Source organism: Pseudomonas sp. FW300-N2F2 (genome assembly GCF_017351655.1).
GTDB lineage: Bacteria > Pseudomonadota > Gammaproteobacteria > Pseudomonadales > Pseudomonadaceae > Aquipseudomonas > Aquipseudomonas fluorescens_AA.
On the sequence record NZ_JACNDQ010000001.1, the window covers coordinates 2,756,588 to 2,780,296 of the forward strand.

The 23,709-nt window shown below is 63.6% G+C and carries 24 protein-coding genes; 18 read left to right on the plus strand and 6 right to left on the minus strand.

Annotated features, from left to right (window positions below):
* The first annotated feature begins 194 nt into the window (after window positions 1-194).
* From J4E63_RS11885 to J4E63_RS11910, 6 genes are all read left to right on the plus strand, one after another.
* The gene (locus J4E63_RS11885) at window positions 195-998 is read left to right on the plus strand and encodes a CbbQ/NirQ/NorQ/GpvN family protein (protein ID WP_079304772.1); all 804 of its coding nucleotides are present in this window, start codon (window positions 195-197) and stop codon (window positions 996-998) included.
* Window positions 982-1,566, plus strand: coding sequence for a cytochrome c oxidase subunit 3 family protein (locus J4E63_RS11890; protein WP_207282081.1), 585 nt, complete (start codon window positions 982-984; stop codon window positions 1,564-1,566). Before J4E63_RS11885 ends, J4E63_RS11890 begins: the two co-directional genes overlap by 17 nt.
* A 12-nt stretch (window positions 1,567-1,578) precedes the next feature.
* Complete coding sequence (locus tag J4E63_RS11895; protein WP_207282082.1) at window positions 1,579-1,836, plus strand: cytochrome C oxidase subunit IV family protein; 258 nt, start codon at window positions 1,579-1,581, stop codon at window positions 1,834-1,836.
* Window positions 1,837-2,099: 263 nt separating this feature from the next.
* Window positions 2,100-2,540: a cytochrome c gene (locus tag J4E63_RS11900; RefSeq protein ID WP_003202495.1), complete on the plus strand. Its 441-nt coding sequence runs from the start codon at window positions 2,100-2,102 to the stop codon at window positions 2,538-2,540.
* A gap of 3 nt (window positions 2,541-2,543) precedes the next feature.
* Complete coding sequence (locus J4E63_RS11905; protein WP_060742078.1) at window positions 2,544-3,971, plus strand: cbb3-type cytochrome c oxidase subunit I; 1,428 nt, start codon at window positions 2,544-2,546, stop codon at window positions 3,969-3,971.
* Between the two features lie 179 nt (window positions 3,972-4,150).
* Complete coding sequence (locus tag J4E63_RS11910) at window positions 4,151-5,989, plus strand: nitric oxide reductase activation protein NorD (RefSeq protein WP_207282083.1); 1,839 nt, start codon at window positions 4,151-4,153, stop codon at window positions 5,987-5,989.
* 4 nt (window positions 5,990-5,993) lie between these two features.
* Here the strand turns inward: J4E63_RS11910 and J4E63_RS11915 are convergent, their stop codons facing one another.
* Window positions 5,994-6,194 carry a protein DnrP gene (locus tag J4E63_RS11915; RefSeq protein ID WP_207282084.1) on the minus strand — a complete coding sequence of 67 codons (201 nt, stop codon included), beginning with the start codon at window positions 6,192-6,194 and terminating at the stop codon, window positions 5,994-5,996.
* A complete protein-coding gene (locus J4E63_RS11920) occupies window positions 6,191-6,874 on the minus strand; it encodes a Crp/Fnr family transcriptional regulator (protein WP_060742081.1) in 684 nt (227 codons plus the stop codon). The genes J4E63_RS11915 and J4E63_RS11920 overlap by 4 nt, the downstream gene beginning before the upstream one ends.
* Window positions 6,875-7,437: 563 nt before the next feature.
* On the opposite strand from J4E63_RS11920, the gene J4E63_RS11925 reads away from it, so the two are divergent.
* Together J4E63_RS11925 and J4E63_RS11930 are read left to right on the plus strand one after the other, a co-directional pair.
* A complete protein-coding gene (locus J4E63_RS11925; RefSeq protein ID WP_207282085.1) occupies window positions 7,438-8,628 on the plus strand; it encodes an NnrS family protein in 1,191 nt (396 codons plus the stop codon).
* A 25-nt stretch (window positions 8,629-8,653) separates the two neighbouring features.
* Window positions 8,654-9,091, plus strand: coding sequence for a hypothetical protein (locus tag J4E63_RS11930; RefSeq protein WP_170866790.1), 438 nt, complete (start codon window positions 8,654-8,656; stop codon window positions 9,089-9,091).
* 179 nt (window positions 9,092-9,270) lie between these two features.
* Here J4E63_RS11930 and ytfE read toward each other — a convergent pair whose 3' ends face one another.
* Window positions 9,271-9,945 (minus strand): iron-sulfur cluster repair protein YtfE, encoded by a 675-nt coding sequence (ytfE, locus tag J4E63_RS11935; protein WP_207282086.1) that lies wholly within the window; start codon window positions 9,943-9,945, stop codon window positions 9,271-9,273.
* A gap of 158 nt (window positions 9,946-10,103) precedes the next feature.
* Between ytfE and norR the strand changes: the two genes are divergently transcribed.
* From norR to J4E63_RS11975, 8 genes are all read left to right on the plus strand, one after another.
* Window positions 10,104-11,636, plus strand: a complete 1,533-nt coding sequence (gene norR / locus J4E63_RS11940) for a nitric oxide reductase transcriptional regulator NorR (RefSeq protein WP_192261284.1) — start codon at window positions 10,104-10,106, stop codon at window positions 11,634-11,636.
* A gap of 194 nt (window positions 11,637-11,830) precedes the next feature.
* Entirely contained in the window at window positions 11,831-12,478 is a 648-nt protein-coding gene (gene pdxH, locus J4E63_RS11945; protein WP_207282087.1) for a pyridoxamine 5'-phosphate oxidase, read from the plus strand.
* Between the two features lie 87 nt (window positions 12,479-12,565).
* The gene (gene moaB, locus J4E63_RS11950; protein ID WP_192261282.1) at window positions 12,566-13,120 is read left to right on the plus strand and encodes a molybdenum cofactor biosynthesis protein B; all 555 of its coding nucleotides are present in this window, start codon (window positions 12,566-12,568) and stop codon (window positions 13,118-13,120) included.
* Window positions 13,117-14,352: a gephyrin-like molybdotransferase Glp gene (gene glp / locus J4E63_RS11955; protein ID WP_207282491.1), complete on the plus strand. Its 1,236-nt coding sequence runs from the start codon at window positions 13,117-13,119 to the stop codon at window positions 14,350-14,352. The genes moaB and glp overlap by 4 nt, the downstream gene beginning before the upstream one ends.
* A gap of 81 nt (window positions 14,353-14,433) precedes the next feature.
* A complete protein-coding gene (locus J4E63_RS11960) occupies window positions 14,434-15,429 on the plus strand; it encodes a peptidase U32 family protein (protein ID WP_060742089.1) in 996 nt (331 codons plus the stop codon).
* Window positions 15,430-15,440: 11 nt separating this feature from the next.
* Window positions 15,441-16,331, plus strand: a complete 891-nt coding sequence (locus J4E63_RS11965) for a U32 family peptidase (RefSeq protein WP_207282088.1) — start codon at window positions 15,441-15,443, stop codon at window positions 16,329-16,331.
* Entirely contained in the window at window positions 16,325-16,795 is a 471-nt protein-coding gene (locus J4E63_RS11970; RefSeq protein WP_060742091.1) for an SCP2 domain-containing protein, read from the plus strand. The genes J4E63_RS11965 and J4E63_RS11970 overlap by 7 nt, the downstream gene beginning before the upstream one ends.
* Entirely contained in the window at window positions 16,795-17,169 is a 375-nt protein-coding gene (locus J4E63_RS11975; protein WP_192261280.1) for a putative zinc-binding protein, read from the plus strand. The genes J4E63_RS11970 and J4E63_RS11975 overlap by 1 nt, the downstream gene beginning before the upstream one ends.
* Window positions 17,170-17,335: 166 nt before the next feature.
* Here J4E63_RS11975 and J4E63_RS11980 read toward each other — a convergent pair whose 3' ends face one another.
* The 3 genes from J4E63_RS11980 to J4E63_RS11990 form a co-directional block, all read right to left on the minus strand.
* Window positions 17,336-18,013, minus strand: a complete 678-nt coding sequence (locus J4E63_RS11980) for a Crp/Fnr family transcriptional regulator (RefSeq protein ID WP_060742093.1) — start codon at window positions 18,011-18,013, stop codon at window positions 17,336-17,338.
* Window positions 18,014-18,232: 219 nt separating this feature from the next.
* The gene (gene narL / locus J4E63_RS11985; RefSeq protein ID WP_057451904.1) at window positions 18,233-18,880 is read right to left on the minus strand and encodes a two-component system response regulator NarL; all 648 of its coding nucleotides are present in this window, start codon (window positions 18,878-18,880) and stop codon (window positions 18,233-18,235) included.
* Entirely contained in the window at window positions 18,877-20,676 is a 1,800-nt protein-coding gene (locus J4E63_RS11990; RefSeq protein ID WP_207282089.1) for a HAMP domain-containing protein, read from the minus strand. Before J4E63_RS11990 ends, narL begins: the two co-directional genes overlap by 4 nt.
* A gap of 307 nt (window positions 20,677-20,983) precedes the next feature.
* On the opposite strand from J4E63_RS11990, the gene J4E63_RS11995 reads away from it, so the two are divergent.
* Together J4E63_RS11995 and J4E63_RS12000 are read left to right on the plus strand one after the other, a co-directional pair.
* Window positions 20,984-22,285, plus strand: coding sequence for a nitrate/nitrite transporter (locus J4E63_RS11995; RefSeq protein ID WP_219734580.1), 1,302 nt, complete (start codon window positions 20,984-20,986; stop codon window positions 22,283-22,285).
* Window positions 22,263-23,660 (plus strand): NarK family nitrate/nitrite MFS transporter, encoded by a 1,398-nt coding sequence (locus J4E63_RS12000; RefSeq protein ID WP_207282090.1) that lies wholly within the window; start codon window positions 22,263-22,265, stop codon window positions 23,658-23,660. The genes J4E63_RS11995 and J4E63_RS12000 overlap by 23 nt, the downstream gene beginning before the upstream one ends.
* Window positions 23,661-23,709 lie beyond the last annotated feature (49 nt).

The following is a 23,709-nucleotide window of genomic DNA, read 5'->3' on the forward strand; positions in this document are numbered from 1 at the left end:
TTCTCCTCAGGCATGACCCGCGCTGCGCTGTAATTGACGTTCGGCGCGCAGGTTCTTGGTGCGATGCAAGGCTATGCCCAGGGCGGTGGTGAGCCGCTTGACGGCGATCAAGTTTGCTGGCCGCCGCCCTTGCCAGGTTGTCGCAGGGCGCCGTAGCGTGGCCGGCAATCGTGTTGTCTGATCAGGCCCTCGCCATGAACGCTATCCACACTCTGCAGCACCCCGACGAACCCTTTTATCAACCCCAGGACAACGAGCAGGCGCTGTTCGAACAGGCCTGGCATCACGGCATGCCGGTGCTGATCAAAGGCCCCACCGGCTGCGGCAAGACCCGTTTCGTCCAGCACATGGCTCACCGCCTGAAACTGCCGCTGTACACCGTCGCCTGCCACGATGACTTGAGCGCGGCTGACCTGGTGGGCCGTCACCTGATCGGCGCCCAGGGCACCTGGTGGCAGGACGGCCCCTTGACCCGGGCGGTGCGTGAGGGCGGCATCTGCTATCTGGATGAGGTGGTAGAAGCGCGCCAGGACACGGCGGTGGTGCTGCACCCGCTGGCCGATGATCGTCGGCAGCTGTACCTGGAGCGCACCGGCGAAGTGCTGCAGGCGCCGCCGTCCTTCATGCTGGTGGTGTCGTACAACCCCGGTTACCAGAACCTGCTCAAGGGTATGAAGCCCAGCACGCGCCAGCGTTTCGTGGCGATGCGCTTTGGCTATCCGGCGGTGGCCGATGAAGAGCGCATCGTCGCCCGCGAGGCGGGCGTGGACTTGGCCCTGGCGGCCCAGGTGGTGCGGCTGGGGCAGGCGCTGCGCCGGCTCGACCAACATGACCTGGAGGAAGTCGCCTCAACGCGCCTGTTGATTTTCGCCGCGCGCATGATCGGCTCCGGCATGGACCCGCGCCAAGCCTGTCTGGCCTGCCTGGCCGAGCCGTTGAGTGACGACCCGCAGACCGTTTCCGCTTTGATGGATGTGGTCGATGTCCACTTCGGCTGAAACCGCTGGCGTGCCCCGGCGGTTGCCCGGGGATCTGGCGATGTGGTTTTTCATCCTCGCCGAGTTGTCGGTGTTCGCGCTGTTGATCCTGGCATTCACCGTCGCCCAGGCGTTGCATCCGCAGATGTTCAGCGAGGGCCGGCAATTGCTGGACCGCTCCACGGGCCTGGCGATGACCCTGAGCCTGCTGACCGCCGGGCTGTTCGCCGCCCTGGCCCAGGAGCAAGTCAGGCGGGACCGGCCGCGTCGCGCCGCGCTGTTGTTGTGCGGGGCGTTGTTGCTCGCCTGCGGTTATGTGGTGATCAAGCTCACTGAGTATGCCCATCTGCTGGCGAACGGCTTGGGGATGGAGCACGACACGTTCTTCACCTTGTACTGGATCCTCACTGCGTTTCATTTTCTCCATGTGCTGCTGGGCATGGTGATCCTCGCCTGGCTGGCCGAGGGTTGCCGGCGTCGGCGCTACGGTGCGCAGGAACACAGCGGGTTGGAGTCCGGCGTGCTGTATTGGCACATGGTCGATCTGGTCTGGGTGCTGCTGTTCCCGGTTGTCTACATTCTCGGTTGAGCGGAGGTGCTCATGTCGGCTTCCCGTGTCTTGATCGCCTGCTGGATGGCGCTGGTCGTGCTGAGCACCGGCACCGTCGCTCTGGGCCAGGTCGCCGCCAGCGCACTGGTGTCCATCGCCATCCTGACGGTCGCGGTGACCAAGGCCTGGCTGATCGCCGACGGCTTCATGGAACTGCGCCATGCGCCGCGCCTGTGGCGGCGGTTGATATTGAGTTGGGCCGCACTATTGGCCGTGCTGATTGCCTCGACACTCATGTCTGGCACATAGCCGTGGCGAGGGAGCTTGCTCCCGCTGGGCTGCGCAGCAGCCCCAAGGCCAGGCATCCCGGTGTATCAGGCTGACCGCGATCAACTTGCCTGGGGCCGCTTCGCGCCCCGGCGGGAGCAAGCTCCCTCGCCACAAAAGCTCATCTGCCTTTCGGGCTGTGTTGGAACAACCTACCAAAACCATCGGAGATTCTTGATCGCCATCAAGCGGTTTCAGCCCCCTCGGTTCCTAAAATGGTCACGCCAAGCAATGAGGAAGTGACCATGTCAGATACCTTCACCAAAGGCATGGCCAGGAATATTTACTTCGGGGGAAGCATCTTCTTCTTCCTGATATTCCTGGCCCTGACCTACCACACGGAACAGACCTTTCCCGAACGCAGCAACCAGGCGCAATTGACGGAGTCGGTGATACGCGGCAAGGGCGTCTGGGAGCGCAACAACTGCATCGGCTGCCATACGCTGTTGGGCGAGGGCGCGTATTTTGCGCCGGAGCTGGGCAACGTCGTGAACCGGCGCGGTGGCGATGAGGCCTTCAAGCCGTTCCTGCAGGCGTGGATGAAAATGCAGCCGCTGAACGTTCCGGGGCGGCGGGCCATGCCCCAGTTCAACCTGAGCGAGCAGGAGGTCGACGACATCGCCGAGTTCCTCAAGTGGAGTTCGAAAATCAATACCAATGGCTGGCCGCCAAACAAGGAGGGCTGAGAGATGAGCATGGCTAATCCGCATCTGAAATTCGCCTCGCAGGCTGTCGCCAAACCCTATTTCGTGTTTGCCCTGATGCTGTTCCTCGGGCAGGTGCTGTTCGGTTTGATCATGGGCCTGCAATACGTGGTCGGCGACTTCCTGTTCCCGCTGATCCCCTTCAACGTGGCCCGCATGGTCCACACCAACCTGCTGATCGTTTGGCTGCTGTTCGGCTTCATGGGCGCGGCGTATTACCTGATACCGGAGGAGGCCGACCGCGAACTGCACAGCCCGAAACTGGCGCTCGTGTTGTTCTGGGTATTCGCCGCCGCAGGCGTGGCGACGATCCTGGGTTACCTCTCGGTGCCTTATGCCACGCTGGCGAAATTCACCGGCAACGACCTGCTACCGACCATGGGCCGGGAATTCCTGGAACAGCCGACCATCACCAAGATGGGCATCGTCGTGGTATGCCTGGGGTTCCTCTACAACATCGGCATGACCCTGCTCAAGGGGCGCAAGACCACGGTCAGCATGGTGATGATGACCGGGCTGATCGGCCTGGCGGTGTTCTTCCTGTTCTCCTTCTACAACCCGGAAAACCTCGCACGCGACAAGTTCTACTGGTGGTGGGTGGTGCATCTTTGGGTGGAAGGCGTCTGGGAACTGATCATGGGTTCGATGCTCGCCTTCGTCCTGATCAAGATCACCGGCGTGGACCGGGAGGTGGTGGAAAAATGGCTCTACGTGATTATCGCCATGGCGTTGATCACCGGGATCATCGGCACCGGTCACCACTTCTTCTGGATCGGCGCGCCCGAGGTCTGGTTGTGGGTCGGCTCGATCTTCTCGGCGATGGAACCGCTGCCGTTCCTGGCGATGGTGGTCTTCGCCTTCAGCATGGTGAAAAACCGCCGCCGGCAGCATCCGAACCGCGCCGCCACGTTGTGGGCCAAGGGCACCACGGTCACCGCGTTCTTCGGCGCGGGTGTCTGGGGTTTCCTGCACACCCTGGCACCGGTCAACTACTACACCCACGGTTCGCAACTGACCGCGGCCCACGGCCACCTGGCTTTCTACGGGGCCTACGCGATGATCGTGATGACGCTGATCAGCTACGCCATGCCGCGCTTGCGGGGCTTGGGTGAAGCGGCGGACGAACGCTCCCAGCGCCTGGAGATCTGGGGCTTCTGGTTGATGACCCTGTCGATGGTGATGATCACCTTGTTCCTCACCGCCGCCGGTGTGGTCCAGGTGTGGTTGCAGCGCTGGATGCCGGATGGCAGCGCCTTGCCGTTCATGGCGACGATGGACCATTTGAAGCCGCTGTTCTGGGCGCGACTGGTCAGCGGCGTCGGGTTCCTGGCCGGGTTGCTCTGCTACCTGTTCAGCTTCCGTCAACGTGGTCGTGCGGCCCTTCGCGCACCGGCGGCGGTGGTGCCTTCCTGAGAGGGCGCTACTGAGTCCGTGGCGAGGACGCTTTTGTGGCGAGGGAGCTTGCTCCCGCTGGGCTGCGCAGCAGACCCTTGTTGATGGGCGCTTCGCACCCAAGCGGGAGCAAGCTCCCTCGCCACAAAGAGCCGTGCGAACCAGTTCTTTCACCGCAACGGGTCGATAGGAGAACAACCATGGCATTCACCCTCGAGCTGGAAGAATGGGTCGGCAGTGTCTGGCACCGTTTCATCACCCGCCGCGCCAGCGTGGATTTTCCCGAAGCACGGGTGGAACTGATTGCGCGGCAACGCTCCCTTCAAGTGCTGTTTCACGCGACGGGCGGCTCTCGCCAGTTGGGTGTGGAGGCGGTCAGCGACCGTGATCTGTTACTACGTCGCAACCTGTTGCAGCAGATCGCCGGCACCTGCAAGCAAGTGCCCCTGGCCTGCTGCGATGGCAATAACCTGCGTTTGCCGGCGAGCCTGGCACCGTTCCCCGATGTCGGCCTGAACGAAGAGCTGTATCGCTGGCTCGCGTTGCTGGCCGCGCAGTCGGGGCCGATGAAGCATTGGGGACGGGACAATCAGCGCTGGACCCAAGCGGTGTTGAAGCGCTACCCGGCGCTGCGCCCTCGCTACCGACGGCTGGTGGACGCGCACCTGTCCCTGCGCCCCGATCCCGCCACGCTCAACCCGGTCGAAGCCGCCCTGGAGCGGGCGTTGTGCCAAGCCTTGCGCGAACCGGGCAGTGTCGAACATTTTCCCCGCAGCGAGCGGGCCGCCTGGCCGTTGCCGCTGTGGCTCTACCCACCCCAACACCTGGCCAATCCCCAGGCCGCCAATCTCGAAGAGTCCGAGCAATACCTGGCGACGCCACCCGGTGAACAGCAAGGTGGGCGCAAGCGCGCCGAGCGAATCGATGACACCACCCGTGACGGTGGGCTGCTGATCGTGCGCCTGGAAAACCTGTTCAGTTGGACCGAACACGTGGACCTGGATCGCTGGGCCGATGACAGCGAAGACCCGGACGCCGCTCGCGTCGCCGAGGACCTGGACCAGTTGACCTTGTCACGCACCCGCATACGCAAGGGCGGTGGCTTGAAACTGCACCTGGACCTGCCTCCGGCCGATGTGGACGACATCCCGTTGGGCGCGGGCATCCTGTTGCCGGAATGGGATTATCGCAAGCAACGCCTGCAGGACGACTTTGTCAGCCTGCAAACCTTCACCCCTCGCGATTGCCTGCCCCAGCCGTTGCCCGCACGCCTGCGAAGCTCGGCCCAGCGCCTGCGTCGCCAGTTCGAACACTTGCGCAACGATCGCCAGTGGTTGCGCCAGCAAACCCAAGGTTCGGAGCTGGACCTGCAAGCCTGGCTGGATTTTCATGTCGAGCGCCAGCATGGCCAGTGCAGCGAACGCGGACTGTTCATGGACCAGCGCCAGACCCGCCGCGACCTGGCCTGCCTGCTGCTGGCCGACCTGTCGATGTCCACCGATGCTCACCTCAATGACGAGCACCGGGTGATCGATGTGATCCGCGACAGCCTGTTGTTGTTCGGCGAAACCCTGTCGGTGCTGGGGGATGATTTCGCTCTGTACGGGTTCTCTTCCCTGCGCCGCCAGCAGGTGCGCATGCATGAACTCAAAGCTTTCAACCAGCGTTACGACGATCACACCCGCGGACGCATCCAGGGCCTCAAGCCTGGTTACTACACGCGCATGGGGGCCGCGATTCGCCAGGCCACGCAACGGTTGGCGGGCTGCAAACGCCGGCGCAAATTGTTGTTGCTGCTCAGTGACGGCAAGCCCAATGACCTGGACCTCTACGAGGGACGCTACGGCGTGGAAGACACCCGCCAGGCGGTACTCGAGGCGCGGCGTCAAGGGTTGACGCCGTTCTGTATCACCATCGACCGCGAAGCGGGGGATTACCTGCCGTACATGTTCGGGGCCAACGGCTACACCTTGATTCGCCAGCCCGAGCAATTGCCGCTGCGTCTACCGCAGTTGTACCGGCAATTGACTCAGGATTGAGGGTTCAGACGATGCTGCGAGGCAGCCAGAAGAACATGACGATGCAGAAGATCGTCAGCCCGCCACAAAACCAACCGAAGCGCCGTAGCCGGCGCTCGTCGACCCTTGCCGCCTCGGCTGGCAACGGCATGCCGCACTGGCGGCATTCGGTGGTATCGACAGGGTTGGCCAGTTGGCAATACAGGCAAGTGGGCTGCGCGCTCATTCGAATTGCTCCAGGCGCAGGCGATCGAGAATGGCGATCTGGCGACCGTCCTGGGTGATGATTTTTTCATCGATCAGGCGCCGGATGATCCGCGAAAAGGTTTCCGGCTGGATCGACAAGTGCCCGGCGATCAGTTGCTTGGCCATCGGCAGTTCGAACTGACTGTCCACGGTTTGCAGGCGCACCAGTTGCGTCAGCAGGTAGCGCACCACGCGGTGAGTGGCGTTTTTCAGCGACAGGGTTTCAATCTCGTTGACCCGCTGGTGCAGGCGCACGCAGAGCTTGCCGAGCAGGGCGAAGGTCAGCCGGCTATTGCTTTGCAACAGGCGCATGTAGGTGGCGTTGGACAGTCGATACAGCTGGGTCGGGCCCACGGCTTCGGCGGACGCGACGTAGTTGGGCGTGTCCATCAGCATCATCGCTTCGGCAAAGGTCTGGCGCTCGCCGATGACCTCGAAGACTTTTTCCTGGCCGTCCGGGGTCAGCCGGTAGATTTTCACCGCCCCGGAAATCACGAAGTAAAACGCCTGCGCCGGCTCTCCCTGACGGAACAACGGGTCGCCCTTGTCGATGCTCAGCAGTTGGCTGTTGCTCATCAATTCGTCGAGCTGCTCTTCGTTCAAGGGCTCGAACAGATGATGGCTGCGCAGAATCTGGTGATGGACACGGTGGAGCACCATGGCATGGATCCTTGTAATGGCTAAAAGAAGTGTTCGGGGTCAGACCAGACTCAGGGACAGGCCGCTGGCAAGCGCCACGATGCAGGAGAGCACGACGAACCAGGTGAGCGGCAGAACGACGGATTTCATGGATGGCCCCGGCAAGAAAGGTGATGCCGTGGCTGAGCAAGAGCCGGGCCAGGCCTGGAGGCTTTGATTGGTGGGGCGTTGGGGCGGATAGGGTAAAAATAACCCTGGCGCGATAGGGTAAAAACAACCATTAAAGGGTCATAAATACCCCATTCAGCTACAGTCCTTGTGGGAGTGAGCTTGCTCGCGATGACGGCCGCACATCCAACATCAGTGCAACTGAGCCACCGCCATCGCGAGCAAGCTCGCTCCCACAGGGGGGCAGAGGTATTTGGCGAGCGGCTCGACCCGGTTCGGCAAGCCCCTTGCAAGTGTCTGGCCGAGGCACCTGGTTGGCTTGATCTGAGACAAGGCCTGCCAGCGTCGATAGCCGATCATTCGAACCCTGGTTTGTCGTACCTCGCTGACGGTTCAGCGAGGCAAAGGAGTGGTGTATGCAAGTGCTTGACCGTCGCAAGGCCATGGCCATCGCGCCGCTGTGGCGCCTGGCGTTTCGGCCGTTCTTTCTGGCCGGTTGCGTGCTGGCGCTGCTGGCCATTCCCTTTTGGCTCGCCGCGTTTACCGGGCGCTTGTCGGCCTGGCAGCCAGCCGGCGGTTGGTTGGCCTGGCACCGCCATGAACTGTTGTTCGGTTTCGGCCTGGCGATCATCGCCGGGTTCCTGCTGACGGCGGTGCAGACCTGGACCGGCACCCCGGGGCTCAGCGGCAAGCGCTTGGCCACGCTGGCGCTGCTGTGGCTGGGCGCGCGGTTGGCCTGGCTGGTCGATGCACCCTGGCCGTTGCTGACGCTGCTGGAACTGGGGTTTGCCCTGGCGGTCGCCGCGTTGATGGGGCTGACGTTGTGGCGTGTGCGGCAGAAGCGCAATTACCCGATTGTCCTGGTATTGCTGCTGTTGGCCGCCGCCGATGGGTTATCCGTGTACGGCCTGGTGCAGCACAACGAGGGCTTGCAGCGCCAGAGCGTGCTCACCGGCCTGTGGCTGGTGGCCGCCATGATGGGGTTGATCGGCGGGCGCGTGATTCCATTCTTTACCCAGCGTGGCCTCGGTCGGGTCGAGGGCGTGGCCCCTTGGCCGTGGCTCGATCGCCTGTTACTGGCGGGGTCGGCGCTGGTGGCGTTGTTGTATGCCTTCGGCCCGGCACTGGTGGCTAGCGCCTGGGTCGGCCTGGTGTTCGCCGCATTGGCGGTGGGGCATGGGGTTCGACTGGTGCGTTGGCATGATCGGGACTTGTGGCGGGTGCCGCTGCTGTGGTCGTTGCACCTGGCCTACGCTTGGCTGGCGGTGGCCTGCCTGGGGATGGCGCTGTGGCACTTCGGCGTGCCGGTGAACCCGAGCCTGGCGGTGCACGGCCTGACCATCGGCGCCATGGCCGGGTTGATCCTGGCGATGATTGCCCGCGTCAGCCTGGGCCATACCGGGCGAGCCCTGGAGCCACCGACGGGCATGACCCTGGCGTTCATCCTGCTGAACCTGGCGTGCCTGAGCCGCGTGCTGTTGGTGCTGCTGTTGCCGTTGGCCGGGCTGTGGCTCGCGGGGCTTTGCTGGACATTGGCGTTCGGTCTATACGCCTGGCGCTACGGGCCGATGCTGCTGAAGGCCCGGGTGGATGGGCATCCGGGATGAGTCGTTGGGGCGTAGGGGAACGATGATGTACGGGGTCTTGCTGGTCACGCATCTGCTGGCGGCCATCGCCTTCATTGGCACGTTGTTTTTCGAGGTTTTTATCTGGCATGCCGCCCGCCGGCCCCTGGCCCAAGGTGTCAAGGACGCCGCCGACCAGGCCATCGCCAAGCGCTCGCGACACGTCCTGCACGGCGTGGTGCTGTTGCTGTACGGCGCTGGCATGGCCCTGGCCTGGCAGCATCGCGGCGCATTGAGCCAGCCGCTGAGTAACAGCTTCGGCCTGCTGCTGAGCCTGAAGATCCTGCTGGCGCTGAGCATCATCGGTCACTATTTGTGGCTGGCGTACTGGCTCAAGAGCGGCCGCCTGACGCCGAACCGAGCCTGCTGGTTGCGCCGCAGTATCCTGGGGCACATGGTGTTGATCGTGGTGCTGGCCAAGGCGATGTTCTATTGGCAGTTTTGAGCTGGAGGGTAAGAGCCGGCATTTGATTCAAGGGCTTTGCAAAATAGGTCGAACACCATAAATCCCTTGTGGGAGCGAGCTTGCTCGCGATAGCGGTGGGTCAGGCAACTCAATATTGACTGATCCGGCGCCATCGCGAGCAAGCTCGCTCCCACAGGGGGAAATGCGGTGTTTGAGGGTTAGCGGGTGGGCTTCATCGCATTGACGAACAACACATTGTTTTCCAGGTGGATGTGCTGCATCAGGTCGTCGCGAAACTCCACCAGCCCGCGATACAGGGCGCGCCAGGTGTTGCAGGCGTCGGCGGGCGGGGTGATCTGGTCGGTCAGGGCGAGCATGGTTTCCAGGGCTTCACCGTGCTGGTCGTGTTCGTAGCGCAGCACCTGGATCGGCGCCGAGGCCCGTTCGCCCAGGCCCTGTTGCAGCATCGGGAACAGCACCTGTTCTTCCTTGAGCATGTGGCCTTCGAGTTCCTGATACATGTCCTGCAAGTGATCGGCCAGGCCGTTGGGGCAACTGGACCGCGCACCATGGACCTGCTCGACGCGCCGGGCCAGGCGGATCAGTTCCGGCAGTTGTTCGCGATGGCGCGCGTGGTAGCGTTCCAGGATGTGGGCGATCAGGAGCGCCTGGGGCTCGTCGCGCCAGTCATGGCCCAGCTCTCCGGCGGCTTGCAGGGTGTTGAGGGCATCGGCGATCAGCAGCGGGTTCAGGCCTTTGCCCAGCGCGGCTTCGCGCAAGGATTTTTGCCCGCCGCAACAGAAGTCGAGGTTGTAATGATGGAAGGTACGGGTGGCACCGGGAATGGCGCAGGCCAGTTGGCCGAGGCTTTGGTCCAGCAATTCGAGGCTCATCATGTTTCCTTGGGTTGAATCCCGGGAGGGACAGACGAGTGGACTTTGCAGCCGGCGTGCCAGATTTAACTGGCTGAAAATAAACGAATAATTTTTTTCAGGGTGATTGTCACCCTGACTGCGAAGGGTCAAACGAACCCTGGAGGGTCATCACAACCATGCTGCGTGAAAGCCTGGCCGCCGACCTGATCGTCGAGCTGCCCAATGCGGTGCGATTGCAGCGCCTGGTGCAGACCCTGCGCGAATACTTCAACAGTGGCGCCGTGGGGTTGCTGCGCCTGGACGATGACAGCCTCAGGCCCGTGGCGACCGTGGGCCTGGTCCACGAGGCGCTGGGACGGCGCTTCGTGATTGCCCAGCACCCGCGCCTGGCAGCGATCATGGCCTCGCGCGAGCCCACCTGGTTCGAGCCTGACAGTCGCTTGCCGGACCCTTATGACGGCTTGCTCGACAACCACGTTGGTGAACCGCTGCCGGTGCATGACTGCATGGGCGTAAGCCTGTACGTGGAAGGCCGGCTCTGGGGCGCAATTACCCTGGATGCGTTGCACGCCGGCACCTTCGACAGCCGCGCCCGGGACGAACTCAAGCGCTGTACCTTGCAGATCGAGGCGGCGGTGCGGGTCACTCGACTTGAACAGGAAAACCGTAGCCTGCGGGCATCGCGCAGCGACCAGACGGACCTGCGCTTGCCAGCCGAGGAGGGCGAGATCCTTGGGCGCAGTGAAGGTTTGCAGCAACTGCTCAACGAGCTGGATGTGCTGGCCGACTCCGAACTGCCGGTGTTGTTGCTGGGGGAAACCGGTGTGGGCAAGGAGCTGTTTGCCCGCCGCCTGCATCGCCTGTCCCGGCGCGGTCACAAGCCGTTGGTCCAGGTCAACTGCGCGGCGTTGCCCGAGTCCCTGGCCGAAAGCGAGTTGTTCGGCCACGTCAAAGGCGCGTTCTCCGGGGCGACCACCGACCGCGCCGGGCGTTTCGATGCGGCCAACGGTGGCACGCTGTTTCTCGATGAGGTCGGTGAATTGCCGTTGAGCGTACAGGCCAAGTTGCTGCGCACTCTGCAGAACGGCGAGATCCAGCGCCTGGGGGCGGACAAGCCGCTGCACGTCGATGTGCGGATCATCGCCGCCACCAACCGGCACTTGCCCGACAGCATTCGCGACGGGCTGTTTCGCGCCGACCTGTACCACCGGCTTTCGGTCTACCCGGTGCCGATCCCGCCGTTGCGCGAGCGCGGCCACGATGTGTTGATGTTGGCCGGGCACTTTCTCGAACTGAACCGCACGCGACTGGGCCTGCGCGGCTTGCGCCTGTCACCGGCGGCCGAACAGGCGCTATTGGCGTACAGCTGGCCGGGTAATGTGCGGGAACTGGAACACGTGATCAGTCGCGCCGCGTTGAAGCAACTGAGTCGTGGCGCCAGTCGCAGCCTGATCATGACCCTGGAGCCGCAGGTGCTGGACCTGGATGTCAACGCCAATACCGCCACGGTCCATGCACTGCTGGAGGCACCCCTGGAGGCGCCCGATGTACCGATCCAGCCGTTGAGCGAAGCGGTCGATGGTTGCCAGCGACAGGCGATCCTCAACGCCCTGGAGCGTTGCGGGCAGAACTGGGCGGGGGCGGCGCGGCTGTTGGAAGTGGATCCGAGCAACTTGCATAAGCTGGCGCGGCGGTTGGGGCTCAAGTAGCTGTTGGACCGCGTTGCCTTCATCGCGAGCAAGCTCGCTCCCACAGGGATCTTGTGAACACAGCAGATCACCTGTGGGAGCTTGCTCGCGATAGCGCCCTTCAACTCACCACAAGAACCGGCATTGACAACGATCAAGGCCCGTCAACGCAGTCGACTCCACACTGGCCCAAACCCACAGTGGAGATCACCCTCATGCCCCTTTCCCTGGCCAAAATGCGCCGCCAGTACACCCTTGGCGGCCTGGATGAAACCCAGGCACCGGACGATCCCCTGGTCCTGTTCGGGCTCTGGATGCAACAAGCCCGCGAGACCGAAAGCCCACCGGTGGAAGCCAACAGCATGGCCCTGGCGACGGTGGACGAGCAGGGCCGGCCCCATTGTCGGGTGCTGTTGCTCAAGGGTTTCGACGCCCAGGGTTTTTCGTTTTTCGGCAACTACGAAAGCGCCAAGGGACAGGACCTGGCGACGAATCCCTGGGCGGCCATGACGTTTTTCTGGCCGGGGCTGGAGCGGCAAGTACGCATCGAAGGGGTTGTCCACAAACTCGATCCGGCGCTGTCAGATGCCTATTTCGAGTCGCGTTCCGCAGGCAGTCGCCTGGGTGCCTGGGCGTCGCCACAAAGTCGCCCACTGGCAGATCGGGCTGCGCTGGAAACCTTGCTGGCGCAGGCGGAACAACGCTTCGCCGATCACCCCGTGCCGCGTCCCGACCATTGGGGCGGTTATTGCCTGCGGCCCGAACGCCTGGAGTTCTGGCAGGGCCGCGCCGACCGTTTGCACGATCGCCTCGACTACCGCCTGCGCGATGGCGCCTGGCAGCGCAGCCGCCTGGCACCCTGATACCAAGGGAGGTACCTCCAAGGAGGAATAGGCCCGGCAACGATTGCGGTTCAGGCTGGGCCATCTTTTCTGACAGGACGGCTGATCATGGCCCATCTGACGCAACGCCTCTTTCAACCGCTGAACATCGCGGTCCTTACCATCAGCGATACACGAACCTTCGACACCGACACCTCGGGCCAAACCCTGGCGGACCTGCTGCAGACGGCTGGGCACGTGCTCATCGACCGCGGGCTGGTGAAGGACGATATCTACCAGATCCGCGCCCAGGTCTCCCAATGGATCGCCGACCCCAAGGTGCAGGTGGTGTTGATGACCGGCGGCACTGGATTCACCCCGCGCGACAACACCCCCCAAGCCGTGGCGCCGTTGCTGGACAAGCAGGTGGACGGTTTCGGCGAGCTGTTCCGCCAGGTGTCGCTGGCGGAGATTGGCATGTCCACCCTGCAATCGCGGGCATTGGCGGGCATGAGCAATGGCGTGCTGGTGTGTTGCTTGCCAGGCTCGCCGGGGGCTTGTCGGACCGGTTGGGAGCAGATCCTGGCCGGGCAACTGGACAGTCGCACCGGCCCGTGCAATTTCACTCCGCACCTCAAGCCCCAGGACGGCATCGCCCCTGCCGCATGCGAGACGCGCTCGTGAGCGGTCGGGTGTGCGACAGCGGCGTGCTGATGCCGGTGGATGAGGCGATCCGGCATTTGCTCGACCAGGCACCGCCGCCACCGCCCGTGCAACGGGTCGGCCTGGACCAGGCCCTGGCGCGTGTGTTGGCTGCCGATATCCTGTGCCCGATGAATCTGCCGGCCTGGGACAACAGCGCGATGGACGGCTATGCCCTGCGGGCCGCTGACCTGCCGGTTGACGGCGGCTACCTGGCGTTGGCCGGGCGCATCGCCGCCGGTGACGAGCCGGGCGAACCGTTGCAGGCCGGGCAGGTCGTGCGGATTTTTACCGGTGCGCCGCTGCCACCGGGGGCCGACACGGTGGTGCCACAAGAGAGCTGCCAGGTCGATGGCGAGCGGGTCTGGTTGCCGTCGGTCAACGGCGGTGACCATGTGCGCAAGGAAGGTGAGGAACTGCGTCGAGGAGACCGGCTGCTTGAAGCCGGCACGCGCCTGCGCGCCCAGGAGTTGGGTTTGCTCGCCGGTGCCGGAGTCCCTCAGGTGGACGTCTATCGCCCCTTGCAAGTGGGCTTGCTCAGCAGCGGCGATGAGCTGTGCGAACCGGGCGAGCCACTGGCGCCGGGGCAGATCTATAACAGCAATCGCCATAGCCTCGCCGCGCTGTTGCGCGGCTGGGGCGTCGAGGTGCATGACTTCGGGGTCATGCCCGACCAGTTACTGGCCAGTCGGCAAGCGTTGCGCCTGGCCGCGGCCGAATGCGATGTGCTGATTACATCGGGCGGTGTTTCGGTGGGTGAAGAGGACCACCTCAAGCAAGCCATCGAAGCCTTGGGCAGCATCGACCTCTGGCGCCTGGCGATCCAGCCGGGCAAGCCCCTGGCTTTTGGCGATGTGGAAGGCAAGCCTTGGCTCGGGCTGCCGGGCAATCCGTCGGCGGCGTTGATTACCGCGCTGATCGTCGTGCGGCCGTTCCTGTTTCGGGCCCAGGGCATGGGCGATGTCCTGCCGGTGCCGTTGCAACTGCCGGCGGGGTTCGACTGGCTCAAGCGCAACCGGCGCCGACAGTACTTGCGCGCCAGGTTGGTGGCGGATGCCAACGGCCACCTGTGCGTGACGCTGCACCCGCAGCAAAGTTCGGCGATGCTAACGGCCGCGTGCTGGGCCGATGGGCTGGCGGTGGTGGAGTGCGAGGCGCAGTTGCACAAGCACGACAAGGTGCTGTACCTGCCATTCACTGACCTGATGCATTGACGGCAATTGATTGCCGTCAAGGTCGCCGGCCGAGGGCTGGCTAGACTGGCGGCGGCCTTAGTTTTCTCACGAGGATGCCCCATGCAACTGGTTTGCCCGGCAGGAAATCTGCCTGCCCTCAAAGCGGCGGTGCGCCAAGGCGCCGATGCCGTCTATGTCGGCTTTCGCGATGACACCAATGCCCGGCACTTCGCCGGGCTGAATATGGACGACAAACAGTTCGACGCCGCAGTCGCGCATATCCGTCAGCACCAACGCAAACTGTACGTGGCGGTCAATACTTACCCGCAACCCAAGGGCTGGGAGCGCTGGCAACGGGCCGTGGACCGTGCCGCCGATTTCGGCGTGGACGCCCTGATCGCCGCCGACCCCGGCGTGCTCGGCTACGCCAGCCAGCGCCATCCGAAACTGGCGCTGCACCTGTCGGTACAAGGCTCGGCGACCCACGCCGCGGCCCTGGCTTTTTACGCCCAGCGCTATGACATCCGCCGTGCGGTGCTGCCGCGGGTACTGTCCCTGGCCCAGGTGCGGCAGGTGGCGGCGGGCAGCCCGGTGCCTATCGAAGTCTTCGGTTTCGGCAGCCTGTGCATCATGGCCGAGGGCCGTTGCCACTTGTCTTCCTACATCACCGGCGAATCGCCGAACCTGTGCGGCGTCTGCTCACCCGCCAAGGCGGTGCGCTGGAGCGAGGACGCCCAAGGCCTCAGCGCACGCTTGAGCGAGGTGCTGATAGACCGCTACACCCCCGAAGAACCGGCCGGTTACCCGACCCTGTGCAAGGGCCGCTTCCTGGTGGGTGGCAAACGCTTCCATGCGCTGGAAGAACCCACCAGCCTCGACACCCTCGACCTGCTGCCGGAACTGACCGCCATCGGCGTTGAAGCGGTGAAAATCGAAGGCCGTCAACGCAGCCCGGCCTACGTTGAACAGGTGACCCGGGTCTGGCGCGCCGCGCTGGATGCCCACCAGGCCGCGCCGCAGCGGTTCCGGGTGCGGGAAGAATGGCGCCAGGTGCTGGCTGGTCTGTCCGAAGGCAGCCAGACCACCCTGGGCGCCTACCATCGATCATGGCAATGAGAGGAGGCCAGATGAAACTCAGCCTGGGACCGGTCCTGTTTTATTGGGACAAAGCGCAACTGGGGAATTTCTATGCCGAGATGTCGGCCTTGCCGCTGGACGTGATTTACCTGGGGGAAACCGTGTGCTCGAAGCGCCGGGCGTTTTCCCTGGATCAATGGCTAGGCCTGGGGCGCGAGCTGCAAACGTGTAGCCAGGCGCAGATCGTGTTGTCGAGCCTGACGCTGATCGAAGCGGCTTCGGAACTGTCCTCGCTGCGACGCCTGTGTGACAACGGCCAGCTGTTGGTGGAAGCCAATGACATGGGCGCGGTGCAGTTCCTGGCCGAGCGCAAGTTGCCCTTTGTCGGCGGGCCGGCGTTGAATTTGTACAACGGCCATGCCCTGGGGCAATTGCTCGACAGCAGCATGATCCGTTGGGTGCCGCCCGTGGAGTGCTCGGCGGCGCTGATCGGCGACGTGCTGGAGCAGGTGCGGGAGATGGACCGCGAGGTGCCTGAAGTAGAGATTTTTTCCTATGGTCATCTGCCCTTGGCGTACTCGGCGCGCTGCTTTACCGCCCGGGCCGAAAACCGACCCAAGGACGACTGTCAGTTCTGTTGCATCAACTACCCCGACGGCCTGGCGTTGAGCAGTCAGGAAGGCCAACAGTTGTTCACCCTCAACGGCATCCAGACGATGTCCGGCGAGGTGACCAACCTGCTGGCCGATTACCAAGCGCTGCTGGCCTGCGGTGCCGACCTGCTGCGGCTGAGCCCGCGCGCCCAGGGCATGGCCGAGGTGGTCGCGGCCTTCGACAAGGTTCGCCAGGGCGAGGCACCGCCGCTGTTCGTCGAAGGGTGCAACGGTTACTGGCACGGCCATGCCGGCATGTTGAAGGTAGAGGAGGCAGGCCTGTGTTGAGTCCGAAGAAGTGGGTGCTCAAGGGCGCCGACCGCTTGCTGCCCCTGGTGGGCAAGGTGCCGTTCGTGGTGCAGCGCCTGGCTTTGCAGCAGGCGCTCAATCGCTGCCTGGCCGAGCCGCTGCGCGATGGCGGGTTCGATGTGCTGCGTGGGCGCTGGTTGTGCCTGCGGGTGCCCGACTTGAAATTGTGTTGGTACCTGACCCTGGCGCGGGATGGATTGCGCATCGCCGAGCGCGCCGAGGCCCAGGTCACCATCAGTGGCAACTGGCGTGAGTTTCTGTTGCTGGCCAGCCGCCAGGAGGACCCCGATACGCTGTTCTTCCGGCGGCGGTTGGTGATCGAGGGCGACACCGAGCTGGGGCTGGCTTTGAAGAACCTGATCGACAGCCTCGACCCGGACGTATTGCCGCCGTGGTTATGGCGCAATCTGGAACGGGCGGGCAAGGGGTTGGCAGCGGTGTGATGAAAGCCCCAAGCGTATTGCCCTTGGTGTATTCCTGTTCCGGTTGCTCCAACGTGGCGCAACTGGCCAACACCGTCGCCCTGCGCCTGGACCGCGCCGGCCTGGCCGAGATGTCCTGCATCGTTGGCGTGGGTGGGCATGTGGCGCCACTGGTCAACAAGGCACGGTCGGGGCGACGGATCATTGCCCTGGACGGTTGCCCGTTGCAGTGCGTGCAGGCGTGTTTGCAGCAGCATGACCTGGAGGCGGATGTGCATGTGATTTTGAGTCAGTTGGGCTGGCGCAAGCGTTTTGGGGTCGATTGCTCGCAAGAGGAGGGCGATGCGTTGTTCGAGCGGTTGATAGCGATGATAGGGGGTGATCAAAGCCCCTGAGCCAAACACCGATCCCGTGGCGAGGGAGCTTGCTCCCGCTGGGGGGCGAAGCACCCCCAAGTTTGCCACAGCGGTGCGTCAGATTGATTGCGTCTGGCCTGTTTGGGGCTGCTGTGCAGCCCAGCGGGAGCAAGCTCCCTCGCCACAGAGGGTGCACTTGCTCGGGCTACTGCTGGTAAGCCTCCAGCGCCTCTTCGGCCAGGATGCGAATGTTGCGCCGCTCCATGGCGATCAGGCCGCCGTCCACCAGACGATGAAGAATCCGCGAAAAGGTTTCCGGCTGGATCCCCAGTTTGGAGGCCACCAGGCGTTTGGAAACCTGCAGGACCACCTGGCCGTCCCGTGGGTCGCGCTCCTGGAGCAAAAAATTGATGACCCGCCGACTGGCGCTGGCCAGTGTGAGGTTATCGATATCCTTGAGGCGCTGGTGCAGGTGGATGCTCATGCTCGCCAGGATCGCCAGGCAGACCTTGGGCTGGTCCTCCAGGGCCTTGCGGTAATGGGTGCCTTCGATACTCACCAGCACACTCTCCTTGATCGCCGATGCGCTGACCGGGTAGCAACGGGCCTGGCTGAACAGCAGGGCCTCGGCGAAGGTCTGCCCGGGCTGGATGATTTCCACCAGGTTCTCCTGGCCCTCGCCAGTGACCCGGAACAGCTTGATCTGGCCGCTGACCAGCAAGAAAAACCGCTTGGCCGGGTCGCCCTGGTGCATGAGCGTGCTGTTGCAGGCCAGGCGCTTGAGCACGGCGAGGTTGCAGACATCTTCAAAGACCCGCTCCGGCAACTGGCTGAACAGGTGATGACGACGCAACAGTAAAACGATGGAAGGGTGGGTCAGCATGGCGTACCTCCGCGTGCCGTCATGGTAGGGCCCAATACGCCGCCGGCCTATGCCTCCGCAGGCCTACCTCGGAAGAGGGAGGGCCTCTCGATCAAGGCACAAACCCCTGTGGGAGCGAGCTTGCTCGCGATGAAGACGGCACAGACGACATCGCCGTAGGCTGACCCACCGCTATCGCGAGCAAGCTCGCTCCCACAGGGGGAAATGTGTTGAGTTGATCTAACCGGCCCCGCGCAAATGTTCCATCGCCCACACCGCCGCCTCCACCCGCGAGCGCAGGCCGAGCTTGTGCAGCAGGTTCTTCACATGGACCTTGACCGTGCCTTCGGTGATGCCCAGCTTGTGGCCGATGACCTTGTTGCTGTAGCCGCCGGCGATGGTCTTGAGCACCTGGCGTTCGCGTTCGGTCAGTTCCACATCGGCCTGGCGCGGTGGCGAGCGCAGGGCCTGGGCCATGACGCGGGTCAGCCCGGGGCTGATCACCAGGGCACCGTTGAGGGCGTCGCGGATGTACTGGATCAGCAGCTCCGGCTCCATATCCTTGAGCAGGTAACCGTTGGCGTCCAGGCGCAGGGCATCGCGGATGTCGTCCTCGGCATCGGACACGGTGAACAACAGCACCTTGCCGGTGTAGTGCATGGCGCGCAGCCGGCGCAGGGTCTCGATGCCGTTCATCTGCGGCATGTTGTTGTCCAGCAACACCAGGTCGGGCTTGAGCGGTTCGATCAGGCTCAGGGCTTCTTCGCCGTGGCTGGCTTCGCCAACGATCTGCAAGTCGTCTTCGAGCTCGAGCATCTGGCGGATCCCGCGACGCATCATCGGGTGATCGTCGACCAGTAGCAGGGTGTGACGCAGGGGGGCGTTCATGTTGCGATGCCTTCGGTGGGTTGGCCCAGGAATTCCGGTTGGAAATGCACCTGGATACGGGTGCCCTGGGGTGTACGGGAGTGAATCTGCAGTTGGCCGTGCAGGCTGCGGGCCCGCTCGTTCATGATGTTCAGGCCATGGTGTTCGCGCTGGTCGACCTCGCCACTGAAGCCCCGGCCATCGTCTTCGATCGACAGGCGTACGGTCTCGCCTTCCTGGCGCAGTTCGAGCCAGGCGTTCTCGGCATGGGCGTGGCGCAGGCAGTTGGACAGGGCTTCGCGGGTGATCTGCAGGATGTGGATCTGCTCGCTGGCCGACAGCTCGAAGGCCAGGGTGTCGACGAACAGGTGCACCTGGAAGTCCCCGCGGTTGGAGAACTCTTCGGCGGTGTCCTTGAGTTCCTCGACCAGGCCGTCGTCGTGGATTTGCAGGCGGAAGGTGGTGAGCAGTTCACGCAGTTGCCGATAGGCATTGTTCAGCCCCTCGCGCAGCTCGCCGGTGACGGTCTCCAGGGTTTGCACCGGTTCGCCCCGGCGCATCAGGGTCTGCATGCGGCTGACTTGCAGCTTCATGTATGACAAGGCCTGGGCCAGGGAGTCGTGCAGCTCGCGGGCAATGATTGTGCGTTCGTCGAGCAGCAGCAGGCGATGGTCCTGTTCGCGCTGGCGCTTGAGGGACAGCGACGTGCCGATCAGGTTGGCCAGGGCCTGGATCAATGCGGTTTCCCAGGGTTGCGCCGCGTGGCCATCGACGAAATGCGCCTTGAGCTCACCCAGTTCGGTGCCCTGGTTGCTGATGCTGAAGGCTTGCGGGCGGGCGGCGTTATGCCGGTGGCAACTGGCGCAATCGCTGCTGGCGCAGACCTGGCGGCTGGCGGCGCCATGCAGGGCCAGCAGGTGCCTGGCCGGGGCCTGCAATTGCCCTTGCAGGCACAGCGTCAGGCGCAACCCCGGCAAGCGCTGCTGGAATCGGCGGATCAGCTCATCCAGGCCTTCGGCATTGGCCTGTCGCGTCGCCAGGCTGCGACTGCTCTGGTACAGCAGTTCGAGGGCGGCGTTGGCCTGTTGCAGGTTCAAGGTCTTTTGCTGGACCTGGTTTTCCAGGGTGCGGTGGGATTGCTCGATGGTCTCGGCCATGGTGTTGAAACTGGTCGCCAACTGCCCCAGTTCATCCTCGGACTGATGGTTGACCCGCACCTGGAATTCGCCACGGCGAAAGCGCTGGGTCGCGTCCACCAGTTCCTGCAAGGGCGTGACCACGCCGTACTGCAATTCATACAGGCCGATCAGCAGGATGATCATGGTGCTGAACAGCGCCATGCCCTGGATCGTCTGTTGCCAGCCTTGTTTGTGTTCGCTCTGGCGTTGCAGCAGGGTGACGAACTGGTCCAGTTGCTCGACGAAAGACGGGGCGCTGCTTTGGAAAAACGCCGAATCGCCGCGCTCGATGGCCGGGCGCAAGGTCTGGTTCCAGCGCTGGATGAGGTCGCGATAGCTCTTGTGCAGGGAGGTTTCCGGCCCATCTTCCAGCACGGCGCGCAGGGCCGGGCTGTCGAGGCGATTTTGCAGGCTGTCGATGATCACCGGGATGTCGTCGTTGGCCCCTGCCGCCAGTTTCCAGCTCAGGTGGTAGGTCTCCATGCGCACGGAACCGGCGGTGTTGATGGCGGCGGCGTCGCCCTGGCTGAACCAGGCGATCAACCCGGCGCTCAAGGAACTGGCCAGGGCCAGGATGGCGATCAGGATCACCGCCAGCCCGGCGCGAGCGGGCAGGGAACTGCGCAGCCAACCCATCATCGACGTGGGCCGGGAAGGCAAAACGGTGAACCGAACATAGGTGGCGCCCTGGACCTGGGTGTAGCAGCCGATCCTGGGCGCACTACCTCTAAAGAGTTGCTGGCCGTTCCGTTTCCATAAAAGCCTCGGCCAACTGGATCAAGATATTGATAAATAAAGGGTTTAATCGATATCCAGGTCTACCTCCTTGGAGGTAGACGGGCCAAGCATAGGCCTGTACCGCCCCGAGGCACGTTGACCCAGGTCAAGTTTTCGCGGGGTTCCTGTCACTAGGCTGCGCTCAATCGAACTGACGGAGTGCATCGTGATGCGAGCGCAAGTGCAACAAGGGCTGGTACTAGGGATGAGTACCCTGGCCTTCACCGTGTGCTTCATGGTCTGGATGATGTTTGCCGTGCTCGGCGTTCCGATCAAGGAACTGCTGGCCCTCAACGAAACCCAATTCGGCCTGCTGGCCGCCACGCCGGTGCTGACCGGTTCGCTGGTGCGCTTGCCCCTGGGGCTTCTGACCGACCGCTTTGGCGGACGGATCGTGTTCTTCCTGCTGATGCTGGCCTGTGTGTTGCCGCTGTACCTGATCACCCTCGCCACGGCCTTCTGGCAATTCCTGGTGCTGGGCCTGTTCGTCGGCCTGGCCGGCGGTTCGTTCTCGGTGGGCATCGCCTACGTCGCCAAGTGGTTCGACAAGCAGAACCAGGGCTTCGCCATGGGCGTCTTCGGTGCCGGCAACGCTGGTGCGGCGGTGACCAAGTTCCTCGCCCCGGCCCTGATCGCGTTCGGCTCCTGGCACCTGGTGCCCAAGGTGTTCAGCGCCATCCTGTTCATCACCGCGCTGTTGTTCTGGTTTCTCACCACCGAGAAAAAGGAACACAGCGGCACCGGCGGCGCCACCTTGCGCGAGCAGTTGAAAACCCTGAAAGAGCCGGCCGTGTGGCGCTACTGCCAGTACTACTCGATCGTGTTCGGCGGCTACGTGGCCCTGGCCTTGTGGATGACCAAATACTACGTGCAGGAATACGGCTTCAGCCTGCAAAGCGCCGCGCTGTTGGCGGCGTGTTTCTCCCTGCCTGGCGGCGTGCTGCGCGCCGTCGGTGGCTGGATGTCCGACCGCTGGGGCGCCCAGAGCGTGACCTGGTGGGTGTTGTGGGTGAGCTGGATCTGTCTGTTCCTGCTGTCCTACCCCCAGACCCAACTGCAAGTGCAAACCGTCAACGGCATCGTCGACTTCCATATCGGCCTCAACGCCACGCTGTTCACCGTGCTGCTGTTCGTGATGGGCATCGCCTTCGCGTTCGGCAAGGCCTCGGTCTTCAAGTACATCGCCAATGATTACCCGAAAAACATGGGCGCGGTGTCCGGCATCGTCGGCCTGGCCGGCGGCCTGGGCGGGTTCGTGCTGCCGATCATGTTCGGCGCCCTGGTGGACCTCACCGGCGTGCGCTCGTCCTGCTTCATGTTGATGTACGGCGTGGTCTGGGTCTCCCTGACCTGGATGTACTTCAGCGAAATGCGCAAGCGCCCGCTGCTGGGTAAACAGTCGCCGGCCAGCCAATCCCCGTTTTCCAGCATTGCCCAAGGAGAAGAACATGTCCGTTCTGCAAACGCCTGAAAAAGGCCCGGTCATTCATGACTGGCGTCCGGAAGACCCTGCTTTCTGGGGCAGTAGCGGCAAGCTGACCGCCCGGCGCAACCTGTGGATCTCGATTCCTGCGCTGCTCTTGGCCTTCGCGGTCTGGATGGTCTGGAGCACGGTGATCGTGCGCCTCAACGCCATCGGCTTCAGCTTCACCACTGACCAGTTGTTCTGGCTGGCGGCGTTGCCGGGGTTGTCGGGCGCGACCTTGCGCATCTTCTATTCGTTCATGGTGCCGATCTTCGGTGGCCGTCGCTGGACGGCCCTGAGCACCGCGTCGCTGCTGCTGCCGGCGCTGTGGATGGGCTTCGCGGTGCAGAACCCGGCCACGCCCTACAGCGTGTTCGTGCTGATCGCGCTGCTCTGCGGTTTTGGTGGCGGCAACTTCGCCTCGAGCATGTCCAACATCAGCTTCTTCTACCCCAAGTCCCAACAGGGCACCGCCCTGGGCCTGAACGCCGGGCTGGGTAATCTGGGGGTGTCGGTGATGCAGTTCAGCGTGCCGCTGGTGATCTCCTTCGGTGTGTTCGGTTTCATGGGCGGCCAGCCTCAGGTGCTGGCCGATGGCAGCTCGCTGTGGTTGCAGAACGCCGGTTTCATCTGGGTGCCGTTCATCCTCGCCGTCACCTTGATTGCCTGGTTCGGTATGAACGATTTGTCCAGCGCCCGCGCGTCGTTCAGCGAGCAGGCGGTGATCTTCAAGCGCAAGCACAACTGGCTGATGTGCTGGTTGTACCTGGCGACCTTCGGTTCGTTCATCGGTTTCTCCGCGGCGTTCCCGCTGCTGATCAAGACCTCGTTCCCGGACGTCATCGCCCTGAAATTCGCCTTCCTTGGCCCGCTGGTGGGCGCGCTGGTGCGGCCGCTGGGCGGTTGGCTGGCGGACAAACTCGGCGGTGCGAAGGTCACTCTGTGGAACTTCGTGCTGATGATCGTGATGGTGTTCGGCGTCTTGCACTTCCTGCCACAAGGCGGCCAGGGCGGCAGCTTCTACGGCTTCCTGGGCATGTTCATGTTGCTGTTCATCACCACCGGCGTGGGCAACGGTTCCACATTCCGCATGATCCCGGTGATCTTCCGCACCCTGCATGAAAAAGCCGCCCTGGGGAAAAAGCCCGAGGTGCGCGAGCAAGCGCTCAAGAACGCCGGCAAGGAATCAGCCGCGGTGCTGGGCTTCAGCTCGGCCATGGGCGCCTTCGGTGCGTTCTTCATTCCTAAATCATTCGGCTCTTCGATGGCCCTGACCGGCGGCCCGGAGATGGCCTTCTACATGTTCGTCGGCTTCTACCTGAGCTGCATCGTGGTGACCTGGTGGTGGTACGCCCGCAAAGGCGCGGCGACACCCTGCTAAGACGAATTCAACTATTGCGTGGGCGGGGCGCAGACCCCGCGGAGCAAGC